At 70.3% G+C, this 14,550-nt stretch carries 14 protein-coding genes; 13 read left to right on the top strand and 1 reads right to left on the bottom strand.

From position 1 onward, the window contains the following. The first annotated feature begins 39 nt into the window (after positions 1-39). The 3 genes from FHW85_RS03340 (at position 40) to FHW85_RS03350 (ending at position 4,928) form a co-directional block, all read left to right on the top strand. Positions 40-2,376: a winged helix-turn-helix domain-containing protein gene (locus FHW85_RS03340; protein ID WP_168647293.1), complete on the top strand. Its 2,337-nt coding sequence runs from the start codon at positions 40-42 to the stop codon at positions 2,374-2,376. Between the two features lie 521 nt (positions 2,377-2,897). Further along, positions 2,898-3,668: a response regulator gene (locus FHW85_RS03345; protein WP_168647294.1), complete on the top strand. Its 771-nt coding sequence runs from the start codon at positions 2,898-2,900 to the stop codon at positions 3,666-3,668. Positions 3,669-4,232: 564 nt separating this feature from the next. Further along, a complete protein-coding gene (locus FHW85_RS03350) occupies positions 4,233-4,928 on the top strand; it encodes a response regulator (protein ID WP_167256323.1) in 696 nt (231 codons plus the stop codon). Between the two features lie 39 nt (positions 4,929-4,967). Here the strand turns inward: FHW85_RS03350 and FHW85_RS03355 are convergent, their stop codons facing one another. Beyond that, positions 4,968-5,321, bottom strand: coding sequence for a response regulator (locus tag FHW85_RS03355; protein WP_168647295.1), 354 nt, complete (start codon positions 5,319-5,321; stop codon positions 4,968-4,970). A gap of 337 nt (positions 5,322-5,658) precedes the next feature. Here FHW85_RS03355 and FHW85_RS03360 point away from each other — a divergent pair, with 337 nt between their 5' ends. The 10 genes from FHW85_RS03360 (at position 5,659) to FHW85_RS03405 (ending at position 14,539) form a co-directional block, all read left to right on the top strand. Beyond that, positions 5,659-6,825, top strand: a complete 1,167-nt coding sequence (locus tag FHW85_RS03360; protein WP_167256319.1) for an ATP-binding cassette domain-containing protein — start codon at positions 5,659-5,661, stop codon at positions 6,823-6,825. A gap of 28 nt (positions 6,826-6,853) precedes the next feature. After that, the gene (locus FHW85_RS03365) at positions 6,854-7,264 is read left to right on the top strand and encodes a hypothetical protein (protein ID WP_167256317.1); all 411 of its coding nucleotides are present in this window, start codon (positions 6,854-6,856) and stop codon (positions 7,262-7,264) included. A 21-nt stretch (positions 7,265-7,285) separates the two neighbouring features. Beyond that, positions 7,286-7,954: a hypothetical protein gene (locus tag FHW85_RS03370; RefSeq protein ID WP_167256315.1), complete on the top strand. Its 669-nt coding sequence runs from the start codon at positions 7,286-7,288 to the stop codon at positions 7,952-7,954. 26 nt (positions 7,955-7,980) lie between these two features. After that, positions 7,981-8,535, top strand: a complete 555-nt coding sequence (locus FHW85_RS03375) for an ATP/GTP-binding protein (RefSeq protein WP_167256313.1) — start codon at positions 7,981-7,983, stop codon at positions 8,533-8,535. Next, positions 8,532-8,927 carry a hypothetical protein gene (locus FHW85_RS03380; protein WP_167256310.1) on the top strand — a complete coding sequence of 132 codons (396 nt, stop codon included), beginning with the start codon at positions 8,532-8,534 and terminating at the stop codon, positions 8,925-8,927. Before FHW85_RS03375 ends, FHW85_RS03380 begins: the two co-directional genes overlap by 4 nt. 443 nt (positions 8,928-9,370) lie before the next feature. Next, complete coding sequence (locus FHW85_RS03385) at positions 9,371-12,406, top strand: autotransporter outer membrane beta-barrel domain-containing protein (protein ID WP_168647296.1); 3,036 nt, start codon at positions 9,371-9,373, stop codon at positions 12,404-12,406. Between the two features lie 10 nt (positions 12,407-12,416). After that, positions 12,417-12,863: a hypothetical protein gene (locus FHW85_RS03390; RefSeq protein ID WP_168647297.1), complete on the top strand. Its 447-nt coding sequence runs from the start codon at positions 12,417-12,419 to the stop codon at positions 12,861-12,863. A 185-nt stretch (positions 12,864-13,048) separates the two neighbouring features. Further along, positions 13,049-13,516: a type IV pilin protein gene (locus FHW85_RS03395; RefSeq protein WP_167256304.1), complete on the top strand. Its 468-nt coding sequence runs from the start codon at positions 13,049-13,051 to the stop codon at positions 13,514-13,516. After that, positions 13,513-14,094, top strand: coding sequence for a GspH/FimT family pseudopilin (locus tag FHW85_RS03400; protein WP_167256373.1), 582 nt, complete (start codon positions 13,513-13,515; stop codon positions 14,092-14,094). The genes FHW85_RS03395 and FHW85_RS03400 overlap by 4 nt, the downstream gene beginning before the upstream one ends. 70 nt (positions 14,095-14,164) lie before the next feature. Continuing rightward, positions 14,165-14,539 carry a hypothetical protein gene (locus FHW85_RS03405; protein WP_167256302.1) on the top strand — a complete coding sequence of 125 codons (375 nt, stop codon included), beginning with the start codon at positions 14,165-14,167 and terminating at the stop codon, positions 14,537-14,539. The last annotated feature ends 11 nt before the right edge of the window (positions 14,540-14,550 follow it).

Below are 14,550 nucleotides of genomic sequence, written 5' to 3' on the forward strand. Positions count from 1 at the left end.
CAGCCCACCGAAAGCGCCCCGGCCGTATCATGCGCGCCCATGCAGAAACCCGTTTATGTCATCGGCCGGTTCCGCCTGGATCCGCTGGCCCGCGAGCTGCGGCGGGACGGCGAGCTGGTCACCCTCCCGGCCAGCGCCTTCGATTGCCTGGTCTACCTGGTCGAGCACCGGCAGCGGCCGGTTGGCAAGGACGAGCTGATCGCGGCCGTCTGGGGCCGCACCGAAGTCAGCGACAACCTGCTGGCGCAGCACATCGTGCGCTTGCGCCGGCTGTGGGAAGGCGATGTCTCGTGCATCCGCACGGTGCCGCGGGTGGGTTACCACTGGGTGGCCGAGACCGCCGTCGAGACGGTCGAGCCGGACGCTCCCGTGCACGAACGCGGCGAGCCCGAACACACCGCGGCCGCGGAGGACGCCGCCGCCGTCGCGGACCTGCCCGCGCCGCCGCGCCGGCGCCGATCCGCCTGGATCGCCGGCCTGGCCCTCGCCGCCTGCGCGCTGCTTGCCGCCGGCTGGTGGTGGTGGCATGCGCGCGGGCCGGCGCCGGCCTCATCCGCGTCCGCGCCGGCGGCGCTGGTGGTGGTGCTGCCGGCCAAGGTGCAGGCGGAAGGCGAGTGGGGCTGGCTGCGTTACGGCGTCATGGACATCGTCGCCAATCACGTACGCGCGGCGGGCCTGCGCACGGTGCCCAGCGAAACCGTGGTGGCCCTGTCCCGGGATGGCGCTTTCGGCGACGAGGACGAGGGCAAGCGCCCGTTCGACGCCACCTGGCAGGTGGCGCCCGAAGTCAAGTTCCTCGATGGCCGCTGGAGCATTCATCTTGGCCTGCGCTCGGCGCAAGGGCATGCCGACGCCATTGACGTGATCGCCAAGGACGTACTCGCCGCGGCCAAGCAGGCCTCCGACGCGCTGGTGCGGCGCCTGGGCGTGCCCGGCGTGGTCGCCGCGCAGTCGCCGACGCCGCTGGACGACTGGCTGTCCAAGGTGGCCGCGGCGCGGCTGGAAAACCAGATCGACCAGGCGCAGAAGGTGCTCGACGGGGTGCCCGAGGCCTGGCGCGACGATCCGAAGATCGAATACGCCCGCGCCGTTCTCGAATGCGACCGCGGCGAACGCGATGCCTGCGAGAAACGCCTGCGCGAGCTGCTGGCGCGGCTGGACCAGGAGCACAGCAAGGACCTGGCGCTGCGCGGGCGCGCGCAGCTCACCCTGGCCATGCGCTATGCCGGCGCGGAGCAGCTGGACAGGGCGGCGCCCCTGCTGGACGGGGCGATCCAGCTGCTGGAGCAGGCCAAGGCCAACGACGAGCTGGCCAATGCCTACCTCAACCGCGCCTGGCTGGCGCAGTCGCAGGACAAGCTCGACCTGGCCATGACCTACCTGGGCAAGGGCCGCGCGACATACACCCTCACCGGCAATGTGTTCGGCATGGCGCGCGCCGATTTCGACATGGGCCTGATCGCCGCCAAGCAGGGCCAGCTCGACAGCGCCATGGTTTTCCTGCAGCGCGCCTACGACCAGGATGCGCGCTATGGCGCGCGCACCATGCTGCCGGCCGAGCTGGACGGCATGGCCAGCGTGGCCAAGCAGCAACTGAAGTACCGCGACGAGCTGGCCATCACCGACCGCTTCTGGCCGCTGAGCGCCGACCTGGTCGACGTGCACATGCGCCGCGAGCTCACCTTCGTGCGCGCCATCGCGCTGGCCGACAACGGCCGCATGCTGGAAGCCTCCTCGCTGGCGCATCAGCTGCTGCGCGAGATCGATCCGCGCGAAGACGCCATGCTCGCCGCCGAAGTGCCGGCCCTGCTGGCGCAGATGGCCTGGGAGATGGGCGACGACGCCGAGGCGGTGCGCCAGGCCAGGCAGGCCATGGCGCAGCAGGATGGCCTGGACCAGCAGGACCGCTCCGCCGCCTGGCTGGTGCTGGTGCGCGCGCTGGCGCGTGGCGGCCATGCCGACGAGGCCGCGAAGGAAGCCGAGCGCTTCGCGGCCTGGGCCGGGAAGCAGCCGCCCGGCGACGGCGACTGGCCGCCGCTGTATGCGGACCTGGCCCAGGCGGAGCTGGTGGCCGCGAAAGATGCACCGCGCGGCCTGGTTCTGCTGGAAGGCCTGCTGGCGCGTGCGCGCAAGGAGGGCGTGCCGGCCTTGATCGTCGACGTCGGCAGCTCGTATGCCGCGGCCTTGCTCAAGGCCGGGCAGGCGGACCAGGCGCTGACCGTCAGCGGCACGCTGTCGGCCTGGGCGCAGGACGACGTGCGCGTGGTGGCGCTGGAGGCGCGCATCTACCAGGCGCTGGGCCACGACGATGCGCGCGACAAGGCGCTGCAGCGCGCCCGGCTGCTGGCCGGCGAACGTCCGCTGCCATCGCACTGAAACGCTGACCGGCAATTGGCCCGTGCTGACATGGCCGGGCCGGCACCCCGGCACTAGCCTGTATCCACCTCGCACTGGCCCCACCTCCGGGTATCCACTCCCACCGGAGACAGCCGTGGAGGAAGCGGCGCCAACAGGGCGCGCAACGGTCTGCCGGCGCCGCGTTTTCCATAAACCGTTCTATCCGCCCGGGGAGGATGCTCCGGTCCGGACCGCCGCCTAGCCCTCGCCCCCGGGGACTTCGATGACGGTCGGGTTGCGGGTAATGACGGAGCCTCCCTAGGCTGTGGGCAGTGCAATGAAACCTCCGACTCATTGGCTGTACCGTTCGAACCGGCGACCTACCATCGCCGGTTTTTTTTGCGCGGCGCACCGTCGCGCCTGACTGCCGCCACCGCTGTTGGACGCATCGCTTTTGCGAAATCGCACAGCGCCTCTTATGTTTTTCCCTGGATCGATTGAAGGGCATCTTGCCCCCTGACTAGTCTCGCGCCGGGCGCAGCCAGGGCCGGATACCGGCTGTGTCCGACGACATCGATGCGGCATGGATGCGGCCATGCCTGGGGGTAGCGCGGTTGATCGAAGACAAGGGCGGCAAGACGCCCATCGGCGTGGTCGTCGCCGACCATGACGCACGCTTGCGTGAGGAAGAACTGCTGCCCGGCCTGGCCGCCCACGGCTTCGAGCCGGTCGGCGTCGGTTCCGCGGCCGCGCTGTACCGCTCGCTGGTCGGCGACCGCTACGACCTGGTCGTGCTGGGCGCGAACCTGCCCGACGAGAACGGCCTGGCCGTGGCCCGCCATCTGCGCCGCCACTCTTCGCTGGGCATCGCCATGCTGCTGGAGCTGCCGCCGCCGCGCGGCCACCAGGAAGCGCTGCAGGCCGGCGCCGACGTGTGCTTCGCCAAGCCGGTGGAAACCGAAACCCTGGCCATCTCGCTGCGGAATCTCGCCGCGCGCGTGGGCGGCGTGGCGGCGCGCGCGCGCAGCGGGATCGACTGGTCGTTGAAGGCCGACGGCTGGCAACTGGCGGCACCCGGGCGGCGCGCGCTGGCCTTGTCGATGCCGGAACGGATCATCCTCAAGCGCCTGTTCGCCATGCGCCAGGCGCCGGTGCCGCGCGCCGCGCTGCTGGCGGATCTGCTCGCCGCGCTGGACGAGTTCGATCCGGCCAGCCTGGAGCGCGTGGTGCACCGCCTGCGCCGGCGCGTGCTGCAGCGGACCGGCTTGCCGCTGCCGCTCGAAGCGATCCGCGGCAGCGGCTACATGCTGGTGCTGGAGGATGCGGATTAGTGCGAGGCATTGGCGCGATCACGGCATGTTCACTACGCGCCGCACGCATCGCGCGTGATGCCAAGCACAGCTTGGAGCGCATGCGCCGCGCAGGGATGGGTGCGCGGGCGCCGGAACGAGAGGCTGGGAAATAAAGCGATATTTGGTGGAATTGTCCAAATATTTTCCTTCCGTTAGCTTGCCCCGCATGGACGCGGAACATGCGGAAGCGGCCTGCATCCATGCAACCTGTCTGTCGTCGTGTGACCTGAGGAAGGCTTCCGACGAATAGGCGCGCGCGCTCCCGGATGGAGCGTGGCGGCAAGGGGTGTTACCGGGGGAATGGCAGGGGCGCGTTGCGTTCCGCGCCGCTCCTCCATGTCCCAACGGAGGAGCCCGCCCGGCGCTGGCTTTTCCATGCGCATCGGCGGACATCACTCATGAATCTATTCGCAAGCAGGACCCGTCCTATCGTCGCGGCGACCATCGACGAAGCCGCCGCATCCGCCGCGGCGCATCGTGGGCGCGCCCTCCCGGCGCCGATGCGCTGATGCTTCCGTTCGACGCGCCGCAGTGAAACGCCAGGTGGCCATTGTCACGGGAGATGCCGGCTTGTACGGCGGGCCGGCGCTCGCGCGGTTGCAGGAAGCGGGCTTCGCCGCCACGCCGATGGCGTCGGCGACGGATCTGTACCGCGCCTGGGTCGGCCAGCTGTTCGACATGGTGGTGGTGGACGTGATGCTGCCCGACGAACACGGCGTGTCGGTGGTGCGGCATCTGCGCAGCATGTCGCGCGCCGGCATCGTGCTGTTGACCGGCGCCGGCCCGAAAGAGGGGCCGCTGGATGGCCTGCACGCGGGCGCCGACATGTGCCTGCCCAAGCCGGTCGACGGCGAACTGCTCGCGGCTGCGCTGACCCGGCTGGCCGAACGGCTGGATCCGGAGCCGGTGCCGCTGGCGCAGTCCTGGCAGTTCGGCGCCGACGACTGGCAGCTGTGGGCGCCCAATGGCCGCGTCGCGCCGCTGTCCTTCGTCGAGCGGCTGGTGCTGCGCCAGCTGGCCGCGTCGCCGGACGTGCCGGTCAGCAGGGAACATCTGCTGCGCGTGCTGGAGACCGCCGCGCACGAACCGCGCACCGCGCGGCTGGACCTGCTGGTGCACCGCCTGCGGCGCAAGGTGGAACAGCGCACCGGTTTCGAACTGCCGCTGACCTATATGCGCGGCATCGGCTACCTGCTGGACCTGGAGAAGGCCGCGCCGCGCCAGGCATCGAAGTTCTGATCGCGCCGTGGTGCTGGCGCGCGGTGCTAGCGCGCGGTGCTAGCGCGCGGCGCCGAGCAGCGCCTTCATCCAGCCGAGCAGATCGTCCATGGCGAATGGTTTGGCCAGGAATGCGCTGTCCGGCACGCCCTGCGCCTGCCATTCGGCGCCGGCGTGCCCCGACATATAGATCACCGGCAACTGCCCGCGCAGCACGCGCGCCTGGCGTGCAAGGCCCCAGCCGTCGAGGCCGGGCAGGCCGATATCGGTAAGCAGCAGGCTGACGTCCGGGCGCGCGCGAAGCACCGCGAGGCCTTCCTCGGCGGAGGCGGCGAGCAGCACTTCGTGGCCGTGGCGCTCGATCAGGAAGCGCAGCGAGTCGCGCAGTTCGGCGCGGTCTTCGACCACGAGCATGGTGGTGGCCCCGGTATCGAGGCGAGGATTGAGAGACATGCGCTGAGGGAGAGCGTTTCGGCGGGGATGCCGGAACCTAGCGGTGCGTGCCGGCATGTTCCAGGTGCGGATGAGCCAAGCTGGCGGTGGGCGGGGCCAGCGTTTCAGCCGCGCTCTCCACGGGGACTACCTTCGGGTCGCCGGAGGAAGAAGGATCGACACCCGTACGCTGTCGAGAATCCGGGCCTCAACTGACCGCGCACCTGTCCCGCCCGGACATGTCCACGCGCAGCCCTCGCTCACACCATATGCCCACGCCGCGCCGACGCCCCATGTTCGGTAGCGCAGGGGGTAAGGCATGCTGGCGCTACACGACATCGAAATCATGCGCGGTGTGCAGTGCGTGCTGCGGCAAGTGTCGCTGGACGTGCCGCGGCCCGGCGCGCTGTTCCTGGTGGGCGGCGGCGGCAGCGGCAAGTCCTCGCTGCTCGGCGCGCTCGCCGCGCGCGGCGAGCTTGCGCTGCTGGGCATGGCCACGTGGTGCGGGCAGCCGCTGGCGGCGGCCTTGCCGTCCATCGCCTGGCTGGGCCAGCGCGATCTGCTGGAAGGGGGAGTACCGCCCGGAAGCCATGCGCTGCATGCATGGCTGCGCGAGATCCGGCGCGAGAAGGAAGCCGATGCGGAAACTCCGGTTTCCGCATGGCCGCGCGCGCTGCGCCGCTATCTGGCGGTGATGGCCGCGCTGGCCGCGCCGGCCGACCTGTATCTGCTCGACGAGCCCACGGCCGGCCTCGACCGGGCCATGGTCCGGGTCGTGCGCGACCGCATGGCGGCCGTCGCCGCGCGTGCCTGCGTGGTGGTCGCCACGCACAACCGGCTGGACTGCCTGCACGTCGGCGGCGCCACCGCGCTGCTGGCTGGCGGCACCCTGCAGGAATGCTCGCCGACACATGCGTTCTTCCGCGAGCCAGGCACGCCGGCCGGCCGCATCTACGTCGACACCGGCAACTGCAACCTGCCCGCATCCGCGCGCCAGCTGCGGCCGGAGGTCGGCGTGTGGTGGCTGATTCCCGGCCTGCTGTGCGGCATGAGCCGCCCCGGCATCACCTCGAATATCGAAGCACAGTTCCGCTACCTGGCCGGCGAAGGCGTGCGCCTGCTGGTGTGCGCGGAAGAACGCTGCGTGTACCCGCTGGAAAGCCTGCGCAAGCACGCGCTGGAGCTGCACCACTTCGCCATCCGCGACCTGGCGCCGCCCAGCCTGCACCAGGCCGTGCGCATCTGCCGCCTGGTCGAAGACGCCATGCGCGCGGGCGACGGCGTGGCCGTGCATTGCCGCGGCGGCCTGGGCCGCACCGGCACCGTGCTGGCCGCCGTGCTGGTGTGGCTGGGCGACGGCGCGGAAGAGGCCATCGTGAAAGTGCGCGCGGCGCGCCCGATGGCGATCCAGACCAAGGCGCAGGCCGATTTCGTGCGCGACTTCGCGCACGCGGTCCGGCAGCTGCAACCCAGCGGTATGTCCTGATTTTCCAACCCACATAGAGAGAAACCAGATGTCTCTGGATAAAGCACTGTCGGCGGCGCAGACCGACGTTCCCGAATGCGTGGCGGTCGGCTACGTGGACATGAGCAGCGGCTTCCTGCTCGGCGTGAAGACGGTCGATTCGCACCCGGGCGAGATCCTCGACCTGGTGGCGGCGGCTACCGGCGACCTGTTCCAGGGCAAGAACGTGACCGAGATCGAGCGCCTGTTCGACCAGTCGCGCGGCATCACCAATCGCGCGGCCGGCGCGCACTACTTCAACGAGATCGTGGTGTTCAGCACCAACCTGATCCACGTGTTCATCCGCTCGAAGAAGAATCCCAGCCACGTGGCCGTGTTCGTCGCGCGCATCGGCGCCAATATCGGCATGGTGCTGACGCGCTCGCGGCTGAGCATGGTGGCGCTGGAGGCTTCGATCTAAAGCGGCGCGGCGGTACTGGCCATGCGCCGACAAGACGACAGCGTCCGCGCATTGCGGATCGCATGCCCCAACTTCAGTGCGGAGGAGCTCGGCGCGCTGCGGTCGATCATCGGCCTGCTCAAGCCATACCTGAAGCATGCCTGGGTGGTGGACGCCGCGGTGATGGAAGCCGTGGCGCCCACCGATCTGTGCCTGATCAACATGGACCACCCGGGTGCGCCCCGGGTGCCGCCGGGCCATGCGCGGGTGATCGGCTGCTCGTCGCGGCCGCGCAACCATCCGCACGGCACGCTGCACCGGCCGCTGCGCCCGCCGGAGATTCTGGCCTTGCTCAGCGAGGCGGGCAGCCGCGTGCTGGGCGAGCGCCAGTACGCGGACGCCACGCCGTCGCTGGAGTGGTCGTACCGGCTGGCGGCCTGGCCGCGCGACCTGGACGAGTGGCCCAAATCCTGGTGGCGCGTGATGGCGTGCATCTCCGCCGAGGCGCTGCCGCTGCCGCGCATCGCCGAACGCACCGAGCTGCCTTCGCGCTATGTGGAGCTGTGCATCGAGCGCCTGCGCGCGGCCGGCCTGGTCGAGCGCACGCCGCGCGTGCGCGAGACGGCGCAGGCCGTGCAAGAACAGGGAGAACGCCGGCGCTGGTCGGGGCTGGCCAGCCGCATCCTGCAACGATTCGGATTGGGGAACTAATGGGCGAAGTGCACAAGATCGTTTTCATGGGGGCTCCAGGCTCGGGCAAGACCACCTGCATCCGCGCGCTGAGCGAAATCGATCCGGTCTCCACCGACGTGCCCTGCACGGACGAGCTGCGCGACCTGAAGGAAACCACCACGGTGGCGCTGGACTACGGCGAGCTGCAGCTGGACGACGGCGAATCGCGCGTGCTGCTGTACGGGCTGCCGGGGCAGGAGCGTTTCAGCTACATGTTCGACGTGGTGCGCACCGGCCTGCTCGGCGCCATCGTGCTGGTCGACGCCACCAGCCAGGACGCCGTGCAGGAACTCTCGCGCACGCTGGCCTGCCATCGCGCCGACCTGCGCCGGATGCCCTTCATCGTGGCGCTGAACAAAAGCGAGGAGGCCGCCGACGCGATCGCCGAGCGCTGCCGCGACGCCGTGCGCGCGCACGACCTGATGGCGCCGGTGATGGCGGTGGATGCGCGGCGGCGCGAGGACATCGCGCATCTGATCGAGCTGCTGCTGGTGATCCTGGAATTCGGCTTCGGTTTCGACCAGCCCGGCGATCCGGCGCGTGCGGAGGGCAACGCATGAGCATCGACATGCCCAGCCAGCGCCAGTGCCTGGCCGCGCTGGACAGGGCCATGGAGCATTGCCAGGGCATCGTCGCCGGCATGTTCGCGCTGCGCGACGGGCGCTGCTATGCGGAGCGTTCGCGCGCACGCGTGCCGGTGGGCAAGTTCGCTGCGATGAGCAGTTCGCTGATGGCCCTGTCCAACAGCGTGATGGCGGAGCTGGCGGCCGATTCGCCGGGCTATCTGCTGATCGAGGGGCGCACGCACAAGCTGGTGGCGTGCAAGGTGCCGCGCGGGAAGGTGGGCTTGATCGTGGCGGTGCTGGCGCAGAGCGAGGTGAGCCTGGGACTGGTGCTGGGGTATGCCAGGACCTGTGCGCGTGAAGTGTGCGAGGCGGAGCCGACCACATAGGGCGTAGGTTGGGGTGAGCGCCAGCGAACCCCAACGTTGCGGCAACCCGCGGGGTTCGTTGGGGTTCGCTTGCGCTCACCCCAACCTACGGCGGCGGGTTCGCGGATGGCCTCGCCTGACCACCCGCTGGCGTCCTGCGGCTGCTTCACCCGGACCTGCGCCTGCCTACACTGGACTCGCAGGGTTGCATCTCCCGCTTTCGATTGTGCGAACCGCTCCACATAAGGATCGGCACGGGAACCCTGGGGACGGAAGCGTGTTGTCCGCTGCCACGACGTGGCGCGATCCGCTTCTCCGATCGCCATCCACGCATCCGCGTTTCGAACGGCGGCGCCTTCGGCCGCTGCGTCGCTTGCGCGCATGCCGCCGGTGGCGATGCCTGACGCAAGGGGGAAATCCACACCATGTGCAGCTTTCACCAACGAGACGACCGGCGCGCACCCGTGCGCGCCTGGCCGGCGCGCCGCATGCTGAGCGTTGCGCTGCTCTCCGGCCTGGGCTGGTTGCCGCAGGCGCATGCCGCCTGCCAGGCCACCGGCACGTCCACCGTGTGCGACACGGCGGCGCCCAGCCCGTGGACCAGCACCGTGGGCGCCGGTCCTTCCGCGCCGGCCGGTTCCAGCGTGACGGTGAATGCCAATGCGCAGATCGTGGTGGGCGATGCCTCGGCGATCGCCTTGTCCGACCGCGCCAATATCGTGATCAAGTCCGGCGCGCTGGTGCAGAACAGTGCGGTGCGCGCGGTGGGCCTGTACCAGTCCGGCGCCAATACCATCGATTTCCGCAGCGACAGCACGCTGACGGTGGAGCAGGGCGCGACGGTGCTGGCGGCGGGCAGCGAGAACAACGGCGAAGCGGTGAATCCGCAGGGCACCGGCAACCGCATCGTCAACAGCGGCACTATCCGCTCGATGCATGCGGCGGCGCTCTGGTTCCAGGCCAAGTCCGGCGGCAACGTCGTCATCAACAACGAGACCGGCGTGATCCAGGCGCCGGGCAACGTGATCGGCGCCACCGGCAGCAGCACGCTGGATTTCACCAACAAGGGCCAGGTGATCGGCAACCTGGTGTTCGCGCGCGGCGACGACACGCTGCGCCTGTATGGCGGATCTTCCGTGCGCGGCAGCATCGATGGCGGTGGCGGCAGCAACCTGCTGACGCTCAATGGCAGCGGCACCGACACGCTGCCGACCATCGCCAACTTCCAGACCGTGCGCAAGCTGGACGACGGCATGTGGATCGTCGGGCGGCCGCTGACCGGCGCGGGCGTCACTTCGGTCGATGTGCAGCAGGGCACGCTGGTACTTAACGCCGACAATTCGGCGTACGCCGGCGCCATGCAGTTGCGCGCGGGCGGCACGCTGGCGGTTGGCGATGCCAGCGCGTCCGGCGCAGCGCTGAAAGGCGACTTGACCGTGCCGGTGGGCGCGGCGCTGGGCGGCTATGGCAGCGTGCTGGGCAATGTCGACAACCAGGGCACGCTCGGCGTGGCCGATGCGCTGGCGCCGTTCGCCGGCGGGGCGCTCGGCAACTTTGCCGTGCGCGGACAGCTGAGCAACGCCGGACTGGTGAATATCGGCGCGGCCCAGGGCGTGGGCCGCACGTTGACCGTCGGCAGCTATGTCGGCCGCAACGGCACCATCGCCATGAACGCCGTGCTCGGCGGCGATGGTTCGGCGGCGGACAAGCTGGTGGTGGACGGCGGCAGCGCGACCGGTTCGACGCTGCTGAAGATCGCCAATCTCGGCGGGCAGGGCGCGGCAACCGTGTCCGACGGCATCCTGGTGGTGCAGGCGATCAACGGCGCGACGACCGATGCCGGCGCGTTCTCGCTGAGCGGCGGATCGCTCAAGGCCGGCGCCTACGAATACTTGCTGGTGAAGGGCGGTGTCACGTCGGGCACGGCGGACGACTGGTATCTGCGCAATACGCAAGCTGCACCTGCACCCGCACCCGCACCCGCACCCGCACCCGCACCGGCACCTGCGCCCGCACCTGCACCTGCACCTGCACCTGCGCCTGCACCTGCACCGGCACCGGCACCGGCACCCGCACCCGCACCCGCACCGGCACCTGCACCTGCACCCGCACCCGCACCCGCACCCGCACCCGCACCCGCACCGGCACCGGCACCGGCACCTGCGCCCGCGCCTGCACCGGCACCGGCACCGGCACCGGCACCTGCGCCCGCGCCTGCACCTGCACCTGCACCTGCACCTGCGCCTGCGCCGGCACCTGCACCTGCACCTGCACCGGCACCTGCACCGGCACCGGCACCGGCACCTGCACCTGCACCGGCACCGGCACCGGCACCTGCACCTGCACCTGCACCGGCACCTGCACCGGCACCGGCACCGGCACCGGCACCGGCACCGGCACCTGCACCTGCACCTGCACCTGCGCCTGCACCTGCACCGGCACCGGCACCGGCACCGGCACCGGCACCTGCACCGGCACCGGCACCGGCACCGGCACCTGCACCGGCACCGGCACCGGCACCTGCAACACCTTCCCAACCCGTCGTTCTCTATCGCCCCGAAGCCGCGCTATACGCGGCGGCACCCTCCGTCGCACGCCAGCTCGGCGCCATGCAGCTGGAGAATTTCCATGCGCGCCAGGGCGACCAGGCGCAGCTCGGCGAGCGTGGCGAACTGCCCGCGAGCTGGGGCCGCGTGTGGGGCGGCCATAGCACGATGTCGCAAGGCGGCACGCTCGATCCGCATTACGCCGGCACGCTCAGCGGCGCGCAGGCAGGCCAGGACATCTATGCGGACGAAAGCGCCGAAGGACAGCGCAACCACTACGGCGTGTTCGCCGGCTTCGCGCGTTCCAGCGGCGACGTACGCGGCTTCGCTGCCGGCACGCAGGATCTCGCCGTGGGCCGCCTGCGCCTGGATGCCTACAGCATGGGCGGCTACTGGACGCATCTGGCGCCGCGCGGCTGGTATGCCGACGCGGTGCTGATGGGTACGGCCTACACCTTCGATCCCACTTCGCGCGACGGCGTGCAGGCCACCGCGCACGGCCATGCGGTGACGGCATCGCTGGAAAGCGGCTGGTCGCTCGCGCTCGGCCACGGCCTGCGCATCGAGCCGCAGGCGCAGCTGGTATGGCAGCACCTGGCGCTGGGCCGGCTCGACGACGGCATTTCCAGCGTGTCGTTCCGCGGCGGCCAGGCGGTGACCGGCCGCGCGGGCGTGCGCCTCGCCGGCAACTGGCCGCTGGGCGCGGCGACATGGCAACCGTATGTGCGCGTGCATGTGCTGCGCACCACCGGCGCGGACGACGCGACCACGTTCGGCGGCATCGCGCCGATCGCCACTTCCACGCGCCAGACCCTGGGGCAGGCCGATGCCGGCGTGGCCGTGACGTTTCCTTCAGGGGGCGGTGTGTATGCCTCCGTGAGCTATACCGGGAACCTGGCGGGCGAGCGGCAGCGTGTGGTGGCCGGCCGTATCGGCCTGCGTTGGTCGTGGTGAGGCGATGATGATGGATCCGGAAGAACTTACCGCCGCGCACCTGCCGCCGGCATGGCGGCGCAAGCATGGCGCACCGGCGCGCGACGAAGCCGGGCACATCGCGATCTATGCGCTGGCCTATCGCCGCCGCGCGCGCGGCGCGGCCATGCAGTCCGCCATCGCGGCGACGCTGCTGTGCCTGCTGGCTTCGCTGCTGATGGCTTGGCCGTGGCTCGCGGTGGCCGGATTCGCCGCCTGCCCGCTGGTGTACACGGCGGGCTGCTGGACGCTGGATGGACGGCTGAGCGCGCGCCTGGGCATATCACGCGCCGCCCTGTCGGCTTGCATCGAGCGCTTCGTGGCCAGTCCCGGCGGCGCCGCGCAGGCGGCGCTGCTGGAGCGCGGCGAAGCACAGATAAGGATCGACCGCGATCGCCACTGGCCGATCGCCGGCCACGAACAGCCACCACCGCGCTAGCGCCGGGAAGGTCATCCGGGGCCAAATTTTCCGCTCGATTAGCCCGCTCTGCCCTGTGAGCCGCGGGATGCGTCCGCTAGCTTGTGGCGGCGGTGCGTGGACGCGTGTTCAACGGGCCTGGCCGTTGTTTCCGGCCCGGCGCCGGGAGCCGGTGGCGCATCGCCGACGCTGACAGGGGAACCGACATGCAATGCAACTACAGCCGCGAGGGCTCGACGCGCGGCTTCACCCTCATTGAGCTCATGATCACCGTGGCGATCGTCGCGATCATCGCGGCCGTGGCCTTGCCTTCGTATAACGACTACCTGCGGCGCAGCAAGCTCACCGAGGCCTACAACACGCTGGCCACCTATCGCGCCAGCATGGAGCAGTACTACCAGGACAACCGCAGCTATGGCGCCGGCGGCAGCTGCGGCGTGGCGCTGCCCACGGGGCTCAAGTATTTCACCGTGAGCTGCGGCCCGGCCGCGGCCAGCACGTCGGCGCTGCAGGCATACGTTGCCAGCGCCAAGGGCATCGCCGGTTCGCAGGTCAACGGCTTCACCTTCACCATCAACGAAAAGAACGACCGCGCCACCACCGCCGTCCCGTCCGGCTGGGGCACCGCGCCGGCGAACTGCTGGATCCTGCGCAAGGGGGGCGGTTGCCAATGAGGCGCGTCGGCGGCTTCACGCTGGTGGAACTGATGATCACGGTGACCATCCTGGCCGTGGTGCTGGTCGCCGGCCTCCCCACGTTCCGCGAATGGCTGCGCAACACGCATATCCGCACCGCGGCCGAATCCATCCAGAACGGCTTGCGCTACGCGCGCGGCGAGGCCGGCAGCCGCGGCGTCAACGTGCGCTTCGAGTTCACCTCGTCGGGCGCCGGCTGGACCGTCTGCGCACTGTCCGGAGCAACCTCGTGCACCGCGGCCGCGGCGGCCAGCGCGGACAACACGCTGCAGAATTTCGTGGCCGCGGGCGGATCCGCCGACGTCGCGCCCATGGTCGGCACCTCGATCGGCGCGGCCGGTACGCCGCTGTCCACGCCCGCGAGCGCTGGCAGCGGCATCACCTTCAACGCCCTCGGCCGGCCGCTCGGCTACGGCACCGTGGCGGTCAGCCGGATCGACCTCAACACGGCGGGCAAGGACGGCCGGCGACTCGTGATTCAGATCTCGTCCGCCGGCATGCCGCGGATGTGCGATCCGAATCTCTCCCTGGCCACCAGTCCCCAAGGATGCAGGTGATCCCATGCATGCATCGCTCCGCCCCCGTCTTCGTCTTCGTGCGCAGCGCGGCATCGTACTGATCGATGCCATGGTCGCCGTGGTCATTTTTTCCATCGGCGTGCTCGGCATGGTGGCGCTGCAGGCCGCGGCCATCAAGCTGTCGGGCGACGCCAAATATCGCTCCGACGCCGCCATGGCGACCGAACAGGTCATCGCGCAGATGTGGGCCTCCGATCCTGCCGCGCTGGCCGCCAATTTCAGGAGCCCGGAAGGCGCGGCCTATAAAACCTGGAAGGACACGGTCACCCGGCTCACCGCGCAGAGCGGCTTGCCCGGCGCCGGCGGCAAGCCGCCGACGATCGAGGTGAACGCGGACAACATCGTGACCGTCACCGTCTATTGGCAGGCGCCCGGCGATCCGGCCTATCACCGCTACGTGTCCACCACTCATGTCGCACGTTGAGCAGTCGTCCA

The organism is Dyella sp. SG609 (assembly GCF_012275375.1).
GTDB classification, from domain to species: Bacteria; Pseudomonadota; Gammaproteobacteria; order Xanthomonadales; family Rhodanobacteraceae; genus Dyella_D; species Dyella_D marensis.

What these genes read in the sequence shown, in the direction of transcription:
- FHW85_RS03400 (WP_167256373.1), top strand. Translation starts at nt 13,513, where the DNA reads ATGAGGCGCGTCGGCGGCTTCACGCTGGTGGAACTGATGATCACGGTG.
- FHW85_RS03365 (WP_167256317.1), top strand. Translation starts at nt 6,854, where the DNA reads ATGTCTCTGGATAAAGCACTGTCGGCGGCGCAGACCGACGTTCCCGAA.
- FHW85_RS03405 (WP_167256302.1), top strand. Translation starts at nt 14,165, where the DNA reads ATGGTCGCCGTGGTCATTTTTTCCATCGGCGTGCTCGGCATGGTGGCG.
- FHW85_RS03390 (WP_168647297.1), top strand. Translation starts at nt 12,417, where the DNA reads ATGGATCCGGAAGAACTTACCGCCGCGCACCTGCCGCCGGCATGGCGG.
- FHW85_RS03340 (WP_168647293.1), top strand. Translation starts at nt 40, where the DNA reads ATGCAGAAACCCGTTTATGTCATCGGCCGGTTCCGCCTGGATCCGCTG.
- FHW85_RS03395 (WP_167256304.1), top strand. Translation starts at nt 13,049, where the DNA reads ATGCAATGCAACTACAGCCGCGAGGGCTCGACGCGCGGCTTCACCCTC.
- FHW85_RS03370 (WP_167256315.1), top strand. Translation starts at nt 7,286, where the DNA reads ATGCGCCGACAAGACGACAGCGTCCGCGCATTGCGGATCGCATGCCCC.
- FHW85_RS03360 (WP_167256319.1), top strand. Translation starts at nt 5,659, where the DNA reads ATGCTGGCGCTACACGACATCGAAATCATGCGCGGTGTGCAGTGCGTG.
- FHW85_RS03375 (WP_167256313.1), top strand. Translation starts at nt 7,981, where the DNA reads ATGGGGGCTCCAGGCTCGGGCAAGACCACCTGCATCCGCGCGCTGAGC.
- FHW85_RS03380 (WP_167256310.1), top strand. Translation starts at nt 8,532, where the DNA reads ATGAGCATCGACATGCCCAGCCAGCGCCAGTGCCTGGCCGCGCTGGAC.
- FHW85_RS03355 (WP_168647295.1), bottom strand. Translation starts at nt 5,321, where the DNA reads ATGCTCGTGGTCGAAGACCGCGCCGAACTGCGCGACTCGCTGCGCTTC.